The sequence below is a fragment of the Bacillus sp. FSL K6-2869 genome (genome assembly GCF_040869405.1).
In the GTDB taxonomy this organism is placed as follows: domain Bacteria; phylum Bacillota; class Bacilli; order Bacillales; family Bacillaceae; genus Bacillus; species Bacillus altitudinis.
Map to the genome: position 1 here is coordinate 2,465,663 of NZ_CP152035.1, position 19,686 is coordinate 2,485,348.

The window sequence follows — 19,686 nt, forward strand, 5'->3', positions numbered from 1 at the left end:
GCCGATCAGGTACAAACCCTGATCGACTTTTTTATTCTCCTTTTTTCGGTGTGTTATATAGTTCTTTCGGTGCTGGTTTGAGTTTAGGCGCAGAGCCGAACACGACAGGAGCAGAAATATATCTGAATTCTCCCTTTCCATCCATACTTCGGCCATGTGCCCATCTGCCTTCTTTGCTTTCTTCTCCTCTTGAGAAGTTAAACAAATCATAGGATACTTGCTGTTTTTCCAGTGAGCGCGGGAAGGTGGTTGGAACAACGACATCCCCTTCTCGTTCTTCCAATTCCTTAATTGCAGCCAGCCACATATTTTGATGATATGTATCACGAGCAATGAGAAAGGAGAGCATATCCTTCACTCCGCGGTCATCGGTCATTTCATAAAGCCGTGTAACCTGAAGTCTGCCTTGTGACTCCGCGTTCAAATTTGCCCGGAAGTCAGCCATTAAATTTCCACTTGCAATGATATATTTTGCATTCCACGGATACCCTTGACTATCTGCTGCCATTGCCCCTAAGCCTGCAACAATTGCATGTTGAGGATTCATTCCGCCCATGACGGCTGCAAGTGCTGGATCACTTTGATACGCTTCTTCTTGTTCTTTAACTGGGGCATTATCAAGTAATCGAGCAATCATCGTTGCCAGCATTTCGACATGACCGATTTCCTCCGTTCCAATGTCATGGAGCAAGTCTTTATATTTTTGATCCGCTCGGCAGTTAAACCCTTGAAATAAATATTGCATCATCACGCTGATTTCTCCATATTGACCGCCTAACACCTCTTGCAATTTTTTCGCATAAAGAGGGTCCGGCTTAGAGGGCTTTGCTTCATATTGCAGTTCTTTAATGTGATAAAACATGATGTCATCTCCTTTATTTACAAACATCTTTGCACTTATCACTATTCAGCCGATCCCCTCTTTATGAAAAATCGCATGCTCTTATGAAAAAAAGAGAACGGCATCTGCCATTCTCTTTATCGTCCTACTTATTCAGCACTGACTAAAATTTTCACTTGATCTTTTTCATTGATTAATGCATGGAAGCCATCTTCGATCACATCGTCCAGCTTGATTTTCTTCGTGACGAGTGTATCTGCAGAGAAATAGCCTTTTCTCATTAAGTTTAATACAGATGGGAAAACATCTCTGTAGCCGATGATTCCTTTGACTGTACGTTCTTTAATGACAATGTCATTCGGCATAATTTCTGCGCCCTTTTCCCAAATGCTTACAATGACTGTTTCACCTGAAATTCTAGTTGATTGGATTGCTTGCTTCAATACAACAGGTACACCTGTCACTTCAAAAGAAACATCGACTCCACCATTTGTACGGCGTGCGATTTCTTGAACAACATCTTCATACTGAGAAGGATCTACAATGATCGCTCCAAGTTCTTTTGCTTTTTCTTGGCGCTCTTTTGATAATTCCACTGCATAAATGTCAGTAGCACCAGCTGCTTTTAATGCTTCAATGACAAGTAAACCAATTGGTCCACAGCCAAACACAGCTGCTGTATCCCCAGCTTGTACTTTACTAGAACGAACGGCATATAAAGCAACTGCAGAAGGTTCAACAAGTGCACCTTGCTCATATGAAATTTCGTCTGGTAACAAATGAAGTAATTCTTCATCGACAGATACATATTCAGAGAATCCTCCACCGCCACCAGCAAGTCCTAAGAAGCCCATGTTTTCATCTAAGTTGTAAGCACCTTGGTGCCCGTGAGTTGCAAAAATAGGTTCAACAACCACTCGATCGCCTACTTTGTAATTGCTCACGCCTTCTCCAACTTCTACAACTTCACCAGAGAACTCGTGTCCCAGTGTAATGGGTGCTTTTTCTTTTGTAAGTGGATGAGGTTCATTCACAGGAATGAAGATCGGTCCGCCTAAATATTCATGTAAATCACTACCACAAATGCCGCACCATTTTACTTTCAGTTTCACTTTTCCTGGAGCAACTGTTGGTTCGTCAATTTCCTCTAGTCGAATGTCCTTTTGATCGTGCCAGCGTAGTGCTTTCATTTGTAAGACTCCTTTTCTCATCAATTTAATTAACTTACTTAAATAATGATAACATAATTTTTTTAATTTTCTAAGTAAGATGCACTATTTTTTTGACAGTCAATGGACGAAAAATGACAAAACATAGCAACAGACAAATAAGAAGCATACATAGGCAGCCAATTATGACAGAAGTACGTATCGATAAAACATGCGCCAATGCGCCGCATATTCCTGTCATCATCATCGTCAGAACTGCTTCACATAACGCATAAAAACTTGCCACTCTCCCCATAACCTCTACCGGGATATTCGTTTGATAAAAAGTCATAAAACCGGTGTTTGCAAATGCTAAAAAGAAAGCGAGAACAAAAAAGCCAGCTGCTGCGACAGTCAATGTGCTTGAAAAAGCATAGATCAAGTATCCAAAAGCCACAAACAAACTCCCCGCACCAAGCATCACTGAAATAGGCAGCCTTTCGACAATGACCGTATTGAGACATGCCCCTGCGATAATCCCTGCCCCAGCTACACTGACAAGAAACCCATATTCGGTATTGGTCAACATCAGCACTTCCTTTGCAAAAGCTGCTTCAAGTGAGTCAATCGCAGTCGGCAGCACCGTGATGGCGGCACTAAATAATAAATACACGGCCATCACTTGACGGGATGTGAGACTGAAATGAAAGACAAGTTTTGCATCTTCCTTTAATACCGAGAGAGAAAAGCCCTTTTGTGCCCCGTCTGCTTTTGACAAGATCGGTAAACACATCGTCAAAACAGCAGATATCAAAAGGCAGATTGCATTTACATAAATTGAAAGGACTGGTGTACCAATGAGAAAAAGCAGCCCTGCTACGGCGGGTCCGAGTAAAAATCCACCAGACTGAAGCAAAGATCGAATGGCATTAAACCGTTTTCGTTTATCCGCCGGGATTAGTGCTGTCATATACACCATCGAAGCTGGATGAAACATGGCTTGTGCCATATGAATGAGAAATAGCATCACATATACGATCAATAAGTGGCCAGAAAATAAGACAAAGGGTAAACAAGCAATCAGAATGGCCCGGCATAGATCTAGACTGATCATGACATTCCGCTGATTCAGTCTATCTATTAAACTACCAGACCAGCTATTTGTTAAAAGAGCCGAGACAGGTCTTAACATATAGACGGCTGTTACAGCAAGAACGGAGCCCGTTTCCTGAAAAATCAGCAGGTGGAGAGCAATCATATAAATCCATTCTCCTATGTTCGCAATACCAATCGCTCCAAGTAACATGCTCATATCCCGCCAATGTTTTTTCATCGTAGTGCCCTCCTTTTTGTCATCAAAAAAAATCCCGCCCCCAAGACATTTCTGTCTTGAGGACGGGATTGACTCCGCGTTGCCACCTCAGTTCATTCACCTGTTACCAGATGAACCTTAGCAGGTTATCGCTAACCCTTCTCTATAACGGGAGAATGCCGCTGCACCACCATCACAATGAATCCGGTACAGAGCTAAGAGGCTTGGTTCTGTAAAGCTTCCCAGCTCCTTCTCAGCTTCACGGAGTTCTCTGTGTGAGGCAGCCATTACATACTCTTCTCTATTTGCGCTTTATCTTTTTTTCATCACGATCTTCAGCTGAATTGTTACATATTGTACTGCGCCTCCGTCAAGGCGTCAATGTTTTTTCATGTTAATCCGCATAAATCATTTTTCTAGTCATGCCGCCATCAACAACCAAATCTGTTCCTGTCACAAATTGATTGTCTTCATCTGTTAAATAAAAACAAGCTTTGACAATATCCTTTGGCGTTCCTACTCGATTGGAAAGGTGCTGCTGATGGTCAATTTCTCGCAAATTTTTCTCATCCTTCGTTTCAATCCACCCAGGGGAAATGCTGTTTACTGTTATGTGATCCTGACTAAAAGAAGCAGCCAGCGCATGAGTAAGTGCTGATATCCCGCCTTTTGATGCAGCATACGCTTCTGTATGAGGCTCTGACATGGTCGCACGGGTAGATGATATATTCACAATGGAACCGCCGTTTGGATTCTCTTTGATATAACGTGCCGCTTCCCTTGCACATAAAAAAGCACCTCGCAGGTTTGTATGCAGCACATGATCAAACTCATCAACCGTTAGCTCATAAGGCGATTTTGTACACATAACCCCTGCATTATTGATGAGAATATCGATCGTTTGATAACGAGCCACAGCAGCCGACATGATGTCTTGAATATCCTTCTCTTGTTTCACATCCGTTTTTTTAAAAAAAGCCTCAAAGGACTCCTTTTTCAGCTGATCTTCCAAGCGCTTGCCCTTCTCTTCGTCAATATCCGCAAGCACAACACGCGCCCCTTCTTTCGCATAACCATAAGCGATCGACTCACCAATTCCATTGGCTGCGCCAGTGATAACGACTGTTTTATTGTGAAAATTCATCGTTTACCCTATCCTTTCTCTCATGAGATGTTGTCGTCTATCATACCACTCATGTATACACGATACCTAGTCAAATGGGACATAGAAAAACCACCACCTAAATCATACATTAGGAGGGTGGTATATTTGTAATTCTACATATTGACGACATAGTCGTTTGCTTCTTGTATAAAGTCTGGGAAAGTTTGTGTTTATCATTCAGTCATTCTATTCGGCTCTTTTTCTGTATGACTATAATTAAAAAGCAGCTTTTAGTATATCTAAGTAGTCCGCTTTCGTAACGGCACGAACATTGCTTTTTGTAGAGTTATTTTGTTCTGCTAGTTCAGCCATTTTTTCAAAATCTTCTACTTTTACATAAGATAATTCTTTTAGTGATGGAATACCTAAATTCTTTGTGAATGTATACATACCATCCATTAATTTTTGAATCGCCACATCATCTGCATCCGTTTTATCTGCAAAGCCCATAATGTTTGCAAGCTCTATGTGCAATGATTTGTTTTCAGCTGCATTAAATTGTATGACATAAGGTAAAAACACAGCATTCGCGATACCATGAGGTGTATCATAAAGACTACCGAGCGCTTCGGCTAAACAATGCACAGCTGCTACATCAGCGGAACCGAAGCATAAGCCAGCGAGTAAACTGCCTTCCTGCATTTTGTATCTTGCTTCTAAATCAGATCCGTCTTCATACGCCTTCGGTAAATAGGTCACAATGGTTTTCATTGCACTTGCCCCCATCGCCTTAGAAATAGGGTTTGTTTCTTTACATGTATAGCCTTCAATCGCATGGACCAGTGCATCAACACCTGTTGCCGCTGTTATACTTTTTGGCACCGTAGAAGTAAGAGCAGGATCCAAAATCGCAATAGTTGGTCGAAGCAAGGCATGTTTTAAGGTGATTTTTTTATGTGAAGCAGCTAACGTAATCACAGATGAACGGGTCACCTCAGAGCCAGTTCCAGCCGTGGTGGGAATACAAATTAAGGGTGATACATTTGTGTACGCTTTCTTGCCTGCAATATACTCTGCAGGATTACCGCCATTTGGACCTAATAAAGCAATGGCTTTTGCCGTATCCATTGGGCTGCCTCCACCAATCGCAATTACCGCTGATGCTTGTACTTTTCTAAAGAGCTCTGCACCCGTTAGACATTCATGATCTCTAGGGTTTGGAGATACTTGATCAAAGACGACAACGGAATAACCAGCTTCTTGCAAATACGCTTCAATAGGCGTCACCAATCCTGCGCTTTTTACACCAGGGTCAGTCACAATCATAATTGTAGCACTAGGCAATACAATGTCCTCTACAATAGAGGCAATTTCTTTAGATTTTCCAGTCCCCATGATCATTTTCGTATGACAATCATATTCAAAATTTATCATTGATTTTCTACCCCTTCATTTGTTGATTTAATCGCTTGTTTTTCTACTCCCCACCATTCTATTCCTTTTAAACCTGGAATGGTAGAAGCGTAAAAAACAGGGTTCTTTCCTACCTTTCTTTGTCCCATGTAATCATTTAGAGCCGCAAAAGCAAATTTGCCTAAAATCGCAATGGCAACCAAGTTAACAATGGCCATAATCGCCATCGACAAGTCCGCTAACGTCCAAACGATTTGTAAGTTGGCGAGAGCACCAAACATAATCATCATTAAAACAGTGATGCGATACACGAATAGCGCGGTTACACTGTTATGAATAAAACCGATATTGGCTTCACCGTAATAGTAGCCACCTACAATGGAGCTAAATGCAAAAGTAAAGATCGCAAATGCTAAGAAAATACTAGCCCAAGAACCGAAATGCTGCGCCATTGCAGCTTGAGTAATTTCAATACCTGACAAATCACCTGCTGTTTCTACTGTTGATAGCATAATAATAAATGCTGTACAACTACAAACAACTAATGTATCAAAAAATACGCCTAATAATTGAACAAACCCTTGTTTTACTGGGTGTGAAACATGGGCAGCAGCAGCCGCATTTGGCGCACTTCCCATTCCTGCTTCATTGGAAAATAAACCACGTTTGACACCGTTCATTATTGCAGCGCCGATTCCGCCTCCAACCATTTGCTCTAATCCAAACGCACTTTTCATAATACTTGCTAATGCTGCGGGTACATCAGCGATATTTGTCACAATCACATAAAGTGCTAAGATAATATAAAACGAGGACATGATTGGCACAATGATTTGGGTAAAGCGGGCAATTCTCTTTACACCACCAAAAATGATGAGAGCCGTAAGAATGGTTACGAATACCCCCATGCCAATTGGACTGATACCAAATGAATATCGAAAGGCATTTGTGATGGTGTTCGTTTGTACTGCATTAAAAATTAAGCCAAAACTAAGAATAACAGAAAAGGCAAAGATCCTACTTGGCCATTTCAGTCCAAATTGCTTTTGTATATAATAGCCTGGCCCCCCTTTAAAACCATCACTTGTTCTCACTTTATATATTTGAGCGAGTGTGCTTTCGACAAATGCAGAAGCTCCCCCTAAAACTGCTGCAAACCACATCCAAAAAATAGCTCCAGGACCACCAACTGTGATGGCAATAGCAACACCTGCCATATTTCCAGTTCCAATCCTCGTCGCTGCTCCGATAAAGAAAGCTTGCATTGAAGAAATGTCTTGACTCCCTTTTATTTTTGGGGCTTTTTCAAAAATAGAACGGAAGATCTCTTTTAGTAAGACAATTTGCATAAACTTCATTCTCACCGTAAAGTAGATTCCAATCCCTATTAACATAACGACTAAAATATATGTCCATAAAAAGTCATTTATTGAATTGACAATCGTTTCAAACAAAGCCATCCCCCCTATAAAATCTGAACATTCTAAATAATGAAAGCGCCTACTTTCATCATAGTAAAAATGTTATGATCTATCTATAGAAGTTTTCTGATTGCATCAATCGGCTCATCCGATTTAGGAGGGATTGACGTTGGAAATAAAGCAACTGATGATGTTCCAAACAGCATCAAAAGTATTAAACTTTACAAAAACAGCACAAATACTTGGCTATGCTCAATCTAGTATCACGGCAAATATCGCTGCATTAGAAGAAGAGCTAGGAACCCCTCTTTTTGAAAGGCTTGGAAAAAGGGTGGTTTTAACAGAAGCTGGCATAAAGTTTCAAGATTATGCGGATAAGATTTTAGGTTTAACAGGAGAAGCATTAGAGGCTGTTGGCGGGATGAGTGAGCCAAGCGGCATTTTGAGAATATGTGCATCTGAAACACAATGTACCTATCGACTTCCTCATATTTTAACGGACTTTCAAACAACGTATCCTAAAGTAGAACTGATTTTCCGTCCCGGAATAGCTGAAAAGGATGTTTTAAATCTATTACTGGAAGGACAAATTGATGTCGCCCTATTATCGATGAATCCTGTCGTATCCTCACATTTAATTGTAAAAGAATTAAAAGATGAACCGATGGCCATTGTATGCTGTCCAACAAATCCATTGAGCAAAAAACAAAAAGTATATCCTATCGATTTAGACGAGCAAAGATTGTTGTTAACTGAAGACTGCGATTATCGTTACGCCTTCGAACACTCTTTGACACAGGCAGGAGCAAAACCGAGAAGTAAACTAGAACTAGCAGATGTAGAAGCCATAAAAAAATGTGTAATGGCTGGTCTAGGAATTGCTGTACTTCCCGAAATTTCTATAAAAAGAGAAATAACGGAAGGCCATATGATTAAAATCAATTGGATGGGGCCCTGTCTCACAACGAAAATCCAACTATTCTGGCATAAAAATAAATGGATGTCTCCTGCTTTGAAGGCGTTTGTTGATTTAACAGAGGAATATATACTCAGGCACGGCTAACAATTGACATGGAATATAGTAGAAAAGATTCATCTTTTTATATGTAACAAGCAAAAAAACTTACAGGAAAAATCCTGTAAGTTTTTTTCGATGGATCATTATTTAGAAATCATGCCATGCGGGTCAATCACAAATTTCTTCGCCACACCCGAATCAAAATCGCTATATCCTTTAGGGGCTTGATCAAGGGAAATGACGGTCGCATTAACGGCTTTGGCGATTTGTGCCCTTCCGCTTAAAATAGATTTCATCAAGCTGCGGTGATATTGCATGACAGGGGTTTGGCCTGTCACAAAGGTATGGGCTTTGGCCCAGCCAAGTCCAATTCGCACTTTCAGAGATCCAACTTTTGCATCTTCATCCACAGCACCTGGATCTTCTGTGACGTAAAGTCCTGGAATTCCAAGCTTACCGCCAACTTTGGTAATATCCATAATTGTATTTAAAACGGTGGCTGGTGCTTCTCCTTGATCTCCATGACCTGAAGCTTCAAAACCGACACAATCGACCGCACAGTCGACTTCTGGCTCTCCAAGGATGTTTGTCATTTGTTCACCGATTCGATCATGTTTTCGTAAATTAATCGTTTCGCAGCCAAAGCTTCTCGCCTGCTCGAGCCTTTGTTCATTGAGATCGCCGACGATGACAGCAGAAGCGCCAAGGAGCTGAGCGGAATGCGCTGCTGCAAGACCTACTGGCCCTGCACCAGCAATATAGACAGTAGAGCCTGGTTTTACGCCAGCCGAATACGCACCATGAAAACCTGTCGGGAAAATATCAGAAAGCATCGTCAAATCAAGTATTTTTTCCATCGCCTGATCTTTGTCCGGAAATTTGAGTAGCTGGAAATCAGCATATGGCACCATGACGTACTCCGATTGGCCGCCAACCCATCCGCCCATATCTACATATCCATAAGCTGAGCCAGGTCGATCGGGGTTCACATTTAAACACACATGGGTTTTTTGTTCTTTACACATGACGCAGCGACCACAGGCAATATTAAATGGAACTGATACGAGATCACCCTTTTGGATAAACTCTACATCTCGTCCAACTTCAACGACTTCACCAGTAATTTCATGACCAAGGACAAGTCCTTCAGGCGCAGTTGTACGCCCTCTTACCATATGCTGGTCGCTCCCGCAAATGTTTGTTGTCACCACTTTTAAAATGACGCCATGCTCACACTTACGTCCAACATTGGCTTTAGGTACACCAGGGCCATCCCTTAAAACCAAATCAGGGTATCCAATATCCTCAACTGCTACATTTCCTGCTCCTTTGTAAACGACACCTTTGTTTCCCGACATGTTTTCATTCCTCCCTTTTTGTTTAAAAATGAAGTCTCTCCAAAATTCTCTCTTTCTCGGGCTTTTTCCTTCTTTTAACCGCACATTGACTCAAAAAATAAGTGACAAATGTCTATCTAGGAGAGAAAAATGTATTTTCCAGTCAAATAAAAAAGAAAATATTGAAAAAAAAAGCTAAACATTTGCAGAACATTGTCGATATAAGGAATAAGCCAGACAGGTATCCTTAATCGACAAACAAATTCCTTATATATACTATCATTCCTTACACACCTGGCTGGCCCCTACATATGAAATGAATGCAAAAGACTCTTCTTGTGAAGAGTCTTTTTTATTGATGAATGATCAATTCCCACATGCAAAAAAGGCCCTTCTGGCGAAGAGCCTTTTTTTGAGTGCTTGTTCATTACCTGGGAAATATTTTCATCATTTTAAGGCTTTGATACAGATGTATGTATCATAATGGTAAACAGAGACGTCTCTAAAGTGATACGCTGAAAAAAGACAGCTGATGTCTTCTTCACTGTACGTTGAAAGAGACTGTGAGCGTTTTTGTTCCTTCATCAGTTCCTGCTTTTGAAAAGATAAGAATACTTCTCCATCCACTTGAAGAACACGATATACCTCTTTCATGACTTGTTCGATATCTGGCAAGTAATAGATGGTCTGCACTGTGAATAATTTATTGAATGATCTGTCTTCAAAAGGTAATTGCTCAGCTTTTCCAAGTGTGATAACGGCTTTTTCCTGCTCGACAAGCCTCTTATGTTTTCTTTTCGCGTATTTTACCATATGACGCGAAGCATCGATTCCATATACTTTTCCTCGGTCAAGTTTTTCCGCTACTTTAGATAATGTCATACCTCTTCCAGTACCAATTTCTAAAATCCGGTCGTTTTCTTGTATATTTAAGAGTTGAATCGTCCATTGATTGATATTATGATGATTTTTTTCCATATAGCGGGCAACCCATTTTGAGAACAAGCCCTTTGGTTCCCTCATTTGTTTTCCAATCCAGCTTTGAATCAATGTCAACACCTGCTTTGCACCAGTAAATAAAACTATTTACGAATTTTCTTACTTTTCATATCGGCTCTCGCCTAACAAAAGTTAAGACCTAGTCCTAATTTCTTTGTCTTTTATTAGACGGCACCTTTTCTGAAAATGTTTCGCACGTAATGAAAAATATTTAAACAAATAGGCATTTTCATTAATTGTGCTCAGATTGATTTCGTTTTCCGCATGAGCTGCATATTTTATGAATGTATCTTGATTAGATAAAGGTGGTGCTAGATTATGGGCTTTGGCGGTTATTCTGGAGGCTACTGCGGTGGCTACGGTGGCGGTTTTGCAGGCGGATTCGCATTGCTTGTTGTACTGTTCATTTTGTTAATCATCATCGGTGCAAGCTGGATTTGCTAATGTAAAAGGAGCAGGAAACGATAACGTTTCCTGCTCCTTTTCTTTAATACCAATAAGTTGGATAATTGTACATATAGCGTCTGAGCATTTCTTCTTGCTCTCTTTGCATTCTGTATGGATTGCCGTACCCGTGCTTTAAAGAATGCGGAATAGACGCATACCCGTGCCCCACTGACGGAAACCTCATATATGGTGACATCGACATTCATTGATCACCTCACAATCTCCTTTTACGGTTATCATATGTGCAGGTGATCAATGTGGAGCGTGTCTAAACCTGGTCCTTCTCCCTTGTATAACAATCAAGCATTGCAAGCATCATAAACATGTCAATCTCCTCCTTTTCATGTTTTTATTGTCCTTTTTAGTTCATGTACTTTAGTTGTTTCTGCTTCATTTCTTCATAAAATGTTTCGACTTGTTGTTCATAAAGAACGGTTTCAATGTCCTTGTATTTACGTTGGATCGTCAAAGTAATAAAAAATAAATGGATTGTCATATACGCTCACCTCCCTTCAGTTCGCAGCACGCGAAATAGCCCGCAGATCTTCTTTATCAGTTGACCTGCGGGCACACAAAAATGCAGATCAAAAGACAGTGTCTTCTAACCTGCGATGGATGATACGTGAAATCCTCGTTTACTTAAACAGTTTTGTAGCGTGAACCGTAAAAGGTAAAGGAAGGACACGAGCTCTTCCACAGGCTGATGACATGATGAAATTGGTTGTTGAATTGATCACAAGTAGATACGAATAACATATTCTTCAGCCTCCTTTACGTTTTTAATTACTTTGTAAGTATATCCAGCAAGCACCATTTTGTAAACCTGTTTTTAGTAAATTAGATGATTTTTGTGTGTTTGACTAAATTTCTACAGACATTCTTGTCCGATTATCCAGTGCAATTAAAAAAAGTCTCCTCAACACATGAGGAAACTTCAGACTGTTGACAAAGGGCTAAAATGAACTTGATTTTAGCCCTTTGTCTTCTTTTCAGCGTGATAGAAAACCTTTGAATTCTAGGAAGGACGAGTACCGGCGCGGAGCGAATTTGACATTCGTGAGCACCGGCACGCAGGACTGACAAAGAATGCGAGGGTTTGTCTACACGCTGAAAGTCTCCTCATCATATGAGGAGACTTTTTATTTAATCTTCATCTAGTTCTTGTAGCTTTTTTTGAAAAAAGATCGCACGTTTCACGCAAAGAAAAGCGGCCAATAGGAAAACACAATCAACTGCCATCATCAGCATTTTTAGTGATGCTTCTATGTGCTGATTTGGTAAAATCGTACCAATATATAAAAAGGTGCTGACAGCAAGCAAAATAAAAGCGTATTGCTTGTAATCTGTCACTAAACCATCCCACTTTTTCTTCACTTGTTTCACCTTCCCGTTATCAATGTCTATTGATAGCTTACCATAGTGAGAGAAAGTGAGGGGCATGTAAATCTATCCATTCGTTACTGCGTCGAGCCCTTGTTCAATATCATGTAATAAGTCATCAATATCCTCAATACCGACAGAAATACGGATTAAACCATCTGTAATGCCAAGCTCTTCTCTGCGCTCTTTTGGAATGGATGCATGGGTCATACGAGCAGGAACAGAGATTAAACTTTCAACCGCCCCTAGGCTTTCTGCGATTGTAAACAATTTCAATTGGCTTAAAAACACGTCGACATTTTCTTCTTTTCCAATATCAAAAGAAATCATACCGCCAAAGCCTGTTGCTTGAGTTTTTGCAAGCTCATGACCTGGGTGAGCGCTTAAACCTGGGTAATAGACACGTGTAATCGCAGGATGCTGTTCTAAAAACTCAGCGATTTTCTGCGCGTTTTGTTGATGTGCTTCCATTCTTAGTCCGAGCGTTTTCATCCCTCGCATTAGAAGCCACGCATCTTGCGGTCCAAGAATACCGCCTGTAGAGTTTTGAACAAAGTGCAGTTCTTCACCAAGCTCTTCAGTAGCTGTCACGACAAGTCCGCCCACCACATCACTATGGCCGCCTAAATATTTTGTGGCACTGTGCAAGACAATGTCAGCCCCATATGAAATCGGCTTTTGAAAATATGGGGTAAAAAACGTATTATCGACAATCATCAAGATGCCAGCTTCTTTTGTGATCCGGCTAATGGCTTGTAGATCGGTCATTTTCAGCAAAGGATTGGTTGGTGATTCAATATAGACGGCTTTTGTTTCTGGTAAAATTGCTTTTTTCACCGCTTCAGGATCGCTTGTGTCTACAAATGTGGCTTTAATGCCAATTCGGTTGAGCACCTTTGTCATCACACGATAGGTTCCGCCGTACACGTCGTCAGTCAGTACGATATGATCTCCGCTGTTAAACAGCATCATCACGGCTGTAATTGCAGCCATCCCTGAACCGAATGCATAGCCGTTTGCCCCGCCTTCAAGATCACGAATGACTGTTTCCAGTGCTGTTCTTGTTGGATTCGCAGTTCTGGAATATTCATATCCAGTGTGCTCGCCTGCTTTAGGCTGCTTATAGGTGCTGACTTGGTAAATGGGAACAGACACGGCTCCTGTTTTTTCATCACCAGTGATTCCACTATGAATCATCATTGTTTTTGGCTTCATTTTATTTTCCTCCCTCATAAATACCTTTACTTAGATAACGTTCACTGCTATCAGGAAAAATAGTGACGATCACCGTCCCAGGTGATGCCTTTTTCGCTTCCTCTAAAGCGGCAAATAGAGCGGCTCCAGACGAGCTTCCGATCAGAACACCTTCCTTTTCAGCTGCTTCTTTCACCATTCGGAAAGCATCATCGTCACTGACGGTATAAATCTCGTCAAATAAAGTCGATTCCATATAATCTGGAATAAATTCAAGGCCAATTCCTTCCGTTCTATGCGGTCCCGGCTTTCCGCCATTTAAAATAGATCCTTCTGGTTCCACGATCACTGTTTTTATCGCTTCTTTTTGCTCTTTTAAATAGGCAGCACAGCCTTGAAACGTTCCGCCAGAGCCCGCTCCTGCTACAAACACGTCTATGTTCCCCTGGAGGTCAGACCATATTTCTGGCCCGAGCGTTTTATAGTAAGTCAATGGATTTACTTGGTTTTTAAATTGTAAGACACAATAATCATTGTCAAGGCTTGCCTCTAGTTCAAGGGCTCGATCAATCGCACCCTTCATCCCATCTTTTCTTGGTGTATGAATAATCTCTGCACCAAGCGCCTTCATGAGCTGTTGTTTCTCTTGACTAAAATGTTCTGGTACACAGAAGATCGGATGCAATTGATGTTTTCTTGCACTTAGCGCAAGCCCGATGCCTGTGTTTCCTGCAGTTGCTTCAATAATGGTTCCGCCTGGGCGCAGTTTGCCCGATGCCAGCGCTTCTTTAATCAGCATATCACCTAAGCGATCCTTAATACTTCCGCCTGGGTTCATCATTTCAAGTTTTGCATAAATGTCAACACCTGCCGGCACACCCATCCCTGACAGTTTTAAAAGCGGTGTGTGGCCGATTAATTCCGTAATATCATGTATGACAGCCATATAAATCCCTTCCTTTGTATGGAAAAGAAGGGGGAAACCCCTTCTTTTATTGTGTTTGCTTTATCATACGCAGGACAAGGTCTGTTGAGTGAATCGCTGCTTGCTCTAGAAATTGATCAAAAGAGATATTGGATTCTTTCCCAGCAATATCTGACAACGCTCGAACGACCACAAATGGCGTTTCAAATAGATGGCAAACTTGCGCAACTGCTGCTGCCTCCATTTCCACTGCATACAGCTCTGGAAATTTCTCTCTCACAAACGCGACACGACCAGGATCATCCATAAATGAATCTCCTGTTGCAATCGTTCCTTTTGCCACTTGAATATGATCGATTTCTGAAGCAGATTCCTCTGCCAGCTTCACAAGCTGATCATCTGCGATGAAAGCAGCTGGTAATCCTGGCACTTGTCCATATTCGTAATTAAAGATCGTCACGTCCACATCATGATGTCTAACATCTGTAGAGATGACAATATCACCTACATTTAATGAGTGATGGAAACCGCCAGCTGATCCTGTATTGATTACATAATCTGGCTGAAAGCGGTCAAGCAGAAGTGTTGTGCTGACCGCTGCATTTACTTTTCCAATCCCTGATTTTAATAAAATCACTTCTTTATCTTCATAAACACCTGTTGTAAATTCACACCCAGCGATGTTTTCTTGTGTGGCATTCTTTAGTTGGTCTCTTAAAATCGTCACTTCTTCTTCCATTGCACCTATCACTGCGATTTTCAAATCAAAAACATCCTTTCATTCCCTTTTCTTCGCTTCTACGATCCACACAAAATCATTCATTTGATGAAAAGATGTGCTAAAACCTTCTTCTTCAAAGATTTGCTTTAACACACCTATGGATGGATAATATTCCGTTTCTAAATCCTCTGCAAGCTGATCGAACCCAGCGGCTTTCGCTTTGTTCGTTGCAGCTTGATGTGCTGCTTGATTTTGAAACATTGTATCAGCAAAGACTATTTTACCACCTGAGGGAAGGATGTTGCCATAGGTGTGGATGGCTTGTTTTTTTTCTTCGTCCGTTAAATGATGGAAAGCATATGAACTGACGATCGTATCAGGCTCAAAAGGTGGGGCTGGAAACGATAAAAAATCTCCGTCATGAAATACATTTGGTATTCCTTTTTGAAGAGCCGCTTTCTTCATGGCCTCTGAAGGTTCAACGCCAAACACTTTCTTATCTGCTTGAAGCAGTGCCGCCGTTAGGTTTCCTGTGCCGCTTCCAAACTCAATGACATGTTGACCTGCACGGCGAGTAATCTCTTTTAGAATGGCCGGATACCGGCGAAACACTTCTTTATACTGCTCGTCATGACCACTTACCGTGTCATCATAAGATTCAGCCCAATGATCAAATAAAGAAAGAAACTCACGTCCCATTTTTCTTTCCCTCCACTTTATCTATTTATTCCTATCCGTATAGTATGTTTTATTCCGTCGAACAGTTCCTATCCTACCACATCTTCTGATTCTTTCCTACTAAAAAATACTGAGTGGGGTGGAAAAATATTTGCCCTTTTGAATGGGAGAGATTATGATGAATCTAGAGCATGGAGGGATGAATGAAATGGATTTTCAACTGGATTTTTTAAAGGACAAAATTGAATTTTTTGAAGCAACGTCTTTAAAAGAACTTGAACAAAAGATCCAAAAACAAATTGAACATAATCAGGCGATCTTGCTGACTGTTCATTCTGTGAGTCATCAAACGACTGTCATTGATGATAAGATTTTGTATACAGCAGTTGTTCATTTTAAAGCGAATGTCTCATAAAAAAAAGATCAGCGTATAGGCAGTCAGGTCTGTGCGCCGGTGCTAGTCCTTCCTAGACTGCAAAGGTTTTCTATCACGCTGAAAAGAAGAAAAAGGCTAAAATGAAGTTCATTTTAGCCTTTTTGCATGCATCTTTTTTATTTTATTTTAATTTTTCAACCTTCACAGGTTTCCAGCCTTTTTCGTCCACCCACGTAATTTCTACACGGTAGCGTTCACCTGTTGATTTATCACGGATGGTTCCTTTTGCATCTTGAGGTCCTCCGTTATTTCCTAACCAAATAACAGTCATTTGATCTTCTGAGATTCCTGTCGCATAGGACATGGCTTTGATCATTTCTTTCCAGTCTTTTGAGTTAGCATCATAGGTTGCTGTATGTGATCCCGATTGCTCTGTTCCTACAGGCTCCCAGTTATCGTTTTCATATGTTTTGTCTACGTCACTTGTTTTACCGCCATCTGTTTCTGTGGCATCTTTTAACGCATCTTTGTTTGGTTCTTCTTCATCATCTGTTTTCTTTGTATCGTCTTTTTTGTCAGATGAATCATCTTTTTTTGCATCCGCATCATCGGATGTATCTTTCTTTTGATCTTTCACATCTTCTTCTGAGTTTTGTTTATTTTCACTCGATGCAGGTGCTGTTTTGGATGGTTCGTTGGCTACATCTTTCGGTGGTCTATTAAAAATTAACAAACTCGATGCGACAACCAAAATAAGCACCACAACGATACCAATTAATATGTTAAGCACCATATTCGCCTTTCTGCGCTTATCACGATGTTCAAATCGAGAATTTCTACTCAAAATCTCTGCACTCCTTTGCCTCTGTTCCCTAAGTCGTTACTATTCTAACATGACATGAAGGGATGTTCTATGTCTGTTTCTTTTCAATTTCATTGACCTTTTTTACAATATCATAAAACGCTTCATTTGTCTTAGCCCGGCCACTTGCCTCATCAAGGTGAACAACGACGAGAGCGTATTTTGGTTTTTCTGCCGGAAAGTATCCGGCAAACCACTTGTGATAAAGTGGATTCCCCTGTTTATCTTTGCTGGCGGTTTGGGCCGTGCCTGATTTCCCTGCTATATGGAACGGCAGGTCTTGAAATCTTCTTCCTGTTCCTTTGTCAGACGTCACAACCTGCCTTAAGTACTTTTGCAAGGTTTGAGCTGTATAGCGGTCAATACTGTCACCATCAGGTCGTTTGTTTTGAAAAGATAGCATCGTTGTTCCGTTTTGATACATCACTTTATCTGCAATCCTCACTTCTTTTCGTTCTCCGCCCCTTGCAATCGTTGCCATCATATTGGCAATTTGTAAGGGGGTTGTTTTGACATTTTTTTGACCAATCGCCGTTTGCGCAATGGCTTTTTTGACATACTTGTCTCTTTTATCTCCCCACACACTGCCTGTTTCTTCACGATCAAACTGTTTGAATTGTTGCTTATGGTATACATCCCCTTCCCAGCCTGCTCGATCCACAAGCCCAAGCTTTGAAGCTGTCTTTTCAAGGATTTGATCATCTGTTTGGATGAGCTGCTCAGCGAGTGTCGCAAATGTATAATTACAGCTTTGCGCAAAGCTTTCAGACAGATTCAGTACTTCCTGCTTTCCTTCTGGCTCTCCATATAAATTCTTTCGACAATCATACATCGTTTGTGGCTGGTTCAAGTTTTTTTCAATCGCTGCGGCAAGTACGACTGTTTTAAATACAGAACCGGGAGCCATTGCGGTCAGCATGTAATTTCTTGCCTCATGCCGGTTTTTGCTGGTCACATTTGGAACACTCGCCATCGCCAGCACACTGCTATTTTGAATGTCGAGCAGAACCGCTCCGCCTTTTTCAACACCTTGTGCTTTGAGAACATTCTCCATTTCCCTCTGCATGTCTTCATCCATGGTTGTCTGCACTTGCAGCGGATAAAACGAATGAGCTTCTGCTGTATATTTGACGTCCATCCCAAACAAAGGGTTTCCCCTTCCGTCCACATGATATAACAATTTTGTGTCTTGCTCTGGTAATAGAAATTCGTCAAATGTACTTTCCAAACCGAATGTACCGATCTCAGTGCGAATCGAAAGCTCTTTTTTGTCCGGATAACGCTTTCTCAAGAGTTCTGGATTCTCGCTTGTGAAACCTAATGTGTGGAGGGCAAGTCTTTTTTTGTCCTTCTCTTTCATATATACGCCGTAAACACCTGAATATTTCATATCATTGATGTCTTTTAGCTTTTTTTTCGTGATATCATCTTTTAAAATGAGTGGTTTCTTCGTTTCTGTCAGCTGGCTCTTCAATTCATCTTCTTCCATCTCAAGTATAGAAGCGGTTTGCTTTAAGTGAGGGAGGTCATATTGCAGGAAAGGAAATATGATGACCGCAGGCTCTTCTTTTGTGAGAAGTGCCTCGCCGTTTCGATCTAAAAATTCGCCGCGTCCGTCTGAAATGACTACTTCTTCTGTCCGCTGCCTGACACTTTCTTGGATCAAATTAATATCAAGCTTTGAAAAAGATTCTGTGAAAAACAACTGAATTTCCGCTAGTCTAAATAGGAGACCAAGCAATAAGATAAAAATAATGACACCTGTCCATTGGATTCTTCTTGTTTTCAGCATAAAAACACCTCGTCCCTATTGTGGACGAGGTGTTTATCGTATAAACGTAATTATGAAATTTTTACAATTTGGACGAACATTTCTCCGCCAGGTGTTTGAACCGTGACTTTGTCGTCTACTTGTTTGCCTAAAAGGCTTTTTGCAATTGGTGAATCGTTTGAAATTTTGCCTTCAAACGGATCAGCTTCTGCACTTCCTACAATCGTATAAGACTCTTCTTCACCGTCCGGTAATTCAACGAATGTCACCGTTTTACCGAGTGAAACAATATTTGAGTTACCTTCATCTTCAATAATTTTGGCATTACGAATCATATTATCAAGCGTCGTAATACGACCTTCTACAAACGCTTGCTCTTCTTTAGCAGAATCATATTCCGAGTTTTCAGAGAGGTCTCCAAAACTTCTAGCGATTTTAATACGCTCTACAACCTCTTTACGTTTAACCGTTTTCAAATATTCAAGCTCTTCTTCTAATTTGCGCTTTCCTTCTTCTGTCATTGGAAATACTTTTTCTTGTGCCATGAATCATTCACTCCTTCTATTAATCCTCATCATACAAGCTTTCTGCATGTGAGTGACGACTGAAATATACAAGAATGAGGACATATTCCGGCCCTCATTCCTTCTGTCCCATATTCGTAAAAGTACATCTTACATGGCGTCCCTTTTAGATGCAACTATTATGCCTTTTTATTAGGCAGGAACAGCAGCGGTC

20 protein-coding genes and 1 pseudogene are annotated in these 19,686 nt (G+C 40.9%); 3 read left to right on the forward strand and 18 right to left on the reverse strand.

Translation table 11 applies throughout. From position 1 onward, the window contains the following. Positions 1-31 precede the first annotated feature (31 nt). From MHI58_RS12790 to MHI58_RS12815, 6 genes are all read right to left on the reverse strand, one after another. Positions 32-862 (reverse strand): manganese catalase family protein, encoded by an 831-nt coding sequence (locus tag MHI58_RS12790; RefSeq protein ID WP_007501404.1) that lies wholly within the window; start codon positions 860-862, stop codon positions 32-34. Between the two features lie 128 nt (positions 863-990). Next, complete coding sequence (locus tag MHI58_RS12795; protein WP_017358082.1) at positions 991-2,031, reverse strand: 2,3-butanediol dehydrogenase; 1,041 nt, start codon at positions 2,029-2,031, stop codon at positions 991-993. A gap of 70 nt (positions 2,032-2,101) precedes the next feature. Continuing rightward, entirely contained in the window at positions 2,102-3,322 is a 1,221-nt protein-coding gene (locus MHI58_RS12800; RefSeq protein WP_045034099.1) for an MFS transporter, read from the reverse strand. A 373-nt stretch (positions 3,323-3,695) separates the two neighbouring features. Then, positions 3,696-4,445 carry a glucose 1-dehydrogenase gene (locus MHI58_RS12805; RefSeq protein WP_007501410.1) on the reverse strand — a complete coding sequence of 250 codons (750 nt, stop codon included), beginning with the start codon at positions 4,443-4,445 and terminating at the stop codon, positions 3,696-3,698. Positions 4,446-4,682: 237 nt separating this feature from the next. After that, on the reverse strand, positions 4,683-5,840 hold the full coding sequence (locus MHI58_RS12810; RefSeq protein ID WP_045034100.1) for an iron-containing alcohol dehydrogenase: 1,158 nt from the start codon (positions 5,838-5,840) through the stop codon (positions 4,683-4,685). Continuing rightward, entirely contained in the window at positions 5,837-7,279 is a 1,443-nt protein-coding gene (locus tag MHI58_RS12815) for a sodium:alanine symporter family protein (protein ID WP_045034101.1), read from the reverse strand. The genes MHI58_RS12810 and MHI58_RS12815 overlap by 4 nt, the downstream gene beginning before the upstream one ends. Positions 7,280-7,409: 130 nt before the next feature. Between MHI58_RS12815 and MHI58_RS12820 the strand changes: the two genes are divergently transcribed. Beyond that, positions 7,410-8,303, forward strand: a complete 894-nt coding sequence (locus tag MHI58_RS12820) for a LysR family transcriptional regulator (RefSeq protein WP_045034102.1) — start codon at positions 7,410-7,412, stop codon at positions 8,301-8,303. 98 nt (positions 8,304-8,401) lie between these two features. Here MHI58_RS12820 and fdhA read toward each other — a convergent pair whose 3' ends face one another. Both fdhA and MHI58_RS12830 read right to left on the reverse strand, forming a co-directional pair. Beyond that, positions 8,402-9,616 carry a formaldehyde dehydrogenase, glutathione-independent gene (fdhA, locus tag MHI58_RS12825; protein WP_017367682.1) on the reverse strand — a complete coding sequence of 405 codons (1,215 nt, stop codon included), beginning with the start codon at positions 9,614-9,616 and terminating at the stop codon, positions 8,402-8,404. 426 nt (positions 9,617-10,042) lie between these two features. After that, positions 10,043-10,645 carry a class I SAM-dependent methyltransferase gene (locus tag MHI58_RS12830; RefSeq protein WP_017367683.1) on the reverse strand — a complete coding sequence of 201 codons (603 nt, stop codon included), beginning with the start codon at positions 10,643-10,645 and terminating at the stop codon, positions 10,043-10,045. A 318-nt stretch (positions 10,646-10,963) separates the two neighbouring features. Here MHI58_RS12830 and MHI58_RS12835 point away from each other — a divergent pair. Continuing rightward, a pseudogene (locus MHI58_RS12835) lies at positions 10,964-11,038 on the forward strand (YjcZ family sporulation protein); the annotation flags it as partial. A gap of 43 nt (positions 11,039-11,081) precedes the next feature. Here MHI58_RS12835 and MHI58_RS12840 read toward each other — a convergent pair. The 7 genes from MHI58_RS12840 to MHI58_RS12870 all read right to left on the reverse strand — a co-directional run bounded on the left by MHI58_RS12840 (position 11,082) and on the right by MHI58_RS12870 (position 15,960). Then, a complete protein-coding gene (locus MHI58_RS12840; RefSeq protein ID WP_223255651.1) occupies positions 11,082-11,237 on the reverse strand; it encodes a hypothetical protein in 156 nt (51 codons plus the stop codon). Between the two features lie 165 nt (positions 11,238-11,402). Continuing rightward, positions 11,403-11,537, reverse strand: coding sequence for a YrzI family small protein (locus MHI58_RS12845; protein WP_008342648.1), 135 nt, complete (start codon positions 11,535-11,537; stop codon positions 11,403-11,405). Between the two features lie 647 nt (positions 11,538-12,184). Beyond that, positions 12,185-12,415, reverse strand: coding sequence for a YrhC family protein (locus MHI58_RS12850; RefSeq protein WP_146272026.1), 231 nt, complete (start codon positions 12,413-12,415; stop codon positions 12,185-12,187). A 72-nt stretch (positions 12,416-12,487) separates the two neighbouring features. Then, a complete protein-coding gene (locus MHI58_RS12855) occupies positions 12,488-13,636 on the reverse strand; it encodes a bifunctional cystathionine gamma-lyase/homocysteine desulfhydrase (protein WP_008342652.1) in 1,149 nt (382 codons plus the stop codon). Between the two features lies 1 nt (position 13,637). Further along, positions 13,638-14,561 carry a PLP-dependent cysteine synthase family protein gene (locus MHI58_RS12860; RefSeq protein ID WP_368004326.1) on the reverse strand — a complete coding sequence of 308 codons (924 nt, stop codon included), beginning with the start codon at positions 14,559-14,561 and terminating at the stop codon, positions 13,638-13,640. Positions 14,562-14,607: 46 nt separating this feature from the next. After that, on the reverse strand, positions 14,608-15,303 hold the full coding sequence (gene mtnN / locus MHI58_RS12865; protein ID WP_019743016.1) for a 5'-methylthioadenosine/S-adenosylhomocysteine nucleosidase: 696 nt from the start codon (positions 15,301-15,303) through the stop codon (positions 14,608-14,610). A 15-nt stretch (positions 15,304-15,318) separates the two neighbouring features. Further along, on the reverse strand, positions 15,319-15,960 hold the full coding sequence (locus MHI58_RS12870; protein ID WP_041506826.1) for a class I SAM-dependent methyltransferase: 642 nt from the start codon (positions 15,958-15,960) through the stop codon (positions 15,319-15,321). A gap of 187 nt (positions 15,961-16,147) precedes the next feature. Here MHI58_RS12870 and MHI58_RS12875 point away from each other — a divergent pair, with 187 nt between their 5' ends. Then, positions 16,148-16,354 carry a YrzA family protein gene (locus MHI58_RS12875; protein WP_024718362.1) on the forward strand — a complete coding sequence of 69 codons (207 nt, stop codon included), beginning with the start codon at positions 16,148-16,150 and terminating at the stop codon, positions 16,352-16,354. A 142-nt stretch (positions 16,355-16,496) separates the two neighbouring features. On the opposite strand, the gene MHI58_RS12880 is transcribed toward MHI58_RS12875, so the two are convergent. From MHI58_RS12880 to greA, 3 genes are all read right to left on the reverse strand, one after another. After that, complete coding sequence (locus MHI58_RS12880; protein ID WP_007501430.1) at positions 16,497-17,159, reverse strand: YrrS family protein; 663 nt, start codon at positions 17,157-17,159, stop codon at positions 16,497-16,499. Between the two features lie 67 nt (positions 17,160-17,226). Continuing rightward, positions 17,227-18,969: a penicillin-binding protein 2 gene (locus tag MHI58_RS12885; protein WP_045034104.1), complete on the reverse strand. Its 1,743-nt coding sequence runs from the start codon at positions 18,967-18,969 to the stop codon at positions 17,227-17,229. A 50-nt stretch (positions 18,970-19,019) separates the two neighbouring features. Next, a complete protein-coding gene (gene greA / locus MHI58_RS12890; RefSeq protein ID WP_007501433.1) occupies positions 19,020-19,493 on the reverse strand; it encodes a transcription elongation factor GreA in 474 nt (157 codons plus the stop codon). Between the last annotated feature and the right edge of the window lie 193 nt (positions 19,494-19,686).